Here is a 347-nt window from a genome sequence, read left to right on the forward strand (position 1 = left end):
TGGGGTGTCTCGGGTGCGGGGAGTGCGCGGCGGTCGACCTTGCCGTTGGGTGTCAGGGGGAGGGCGTCGAGCACGACGAACGCCGAGGGCACCATGTATTGCGGAAGCACCTCGCCCAGGCCGGACGCCAGCTCCGCCGGGGTGAGGTGCGCGCCCCGGGACGGGACCACGTACGCGACGAGCCGGCGGTCACCCGGCATGTCCTCCCGCACCAGCGCGAACGCGTCGGCCACACCCGGCAGTCCGGCCAGTGTGGTTTCGATTTCGCCGGGTTCGATGCGGTGGCCGCGGAGTTTGATCTGGTTGTCGGTGCGGTTGATGTAGTGGAGGTGTCCGGTGGGGGTCCA

General features: G+C 70.3%; 1 pseudogene. It reads right to left on the reverse strand.

Going from position 1 to position 347, the window contains the following annotated elements:
* Positions 1-347 (reverse strand): annotated as a pseudogene (locus tag CK485_RS20480) (CDA peptide synthetase III); the annotation flags it as partial.

Source organism: Streptomyces sp. ICBB 8177 (assembly GCF_003144095.1).
Taxonomy (GTDB): domain Bacteria; phylum Actinomycetota; class Actinomycetes; order Streptomycetales; family Streptomycetaceae; genus Streptantibioticus_D.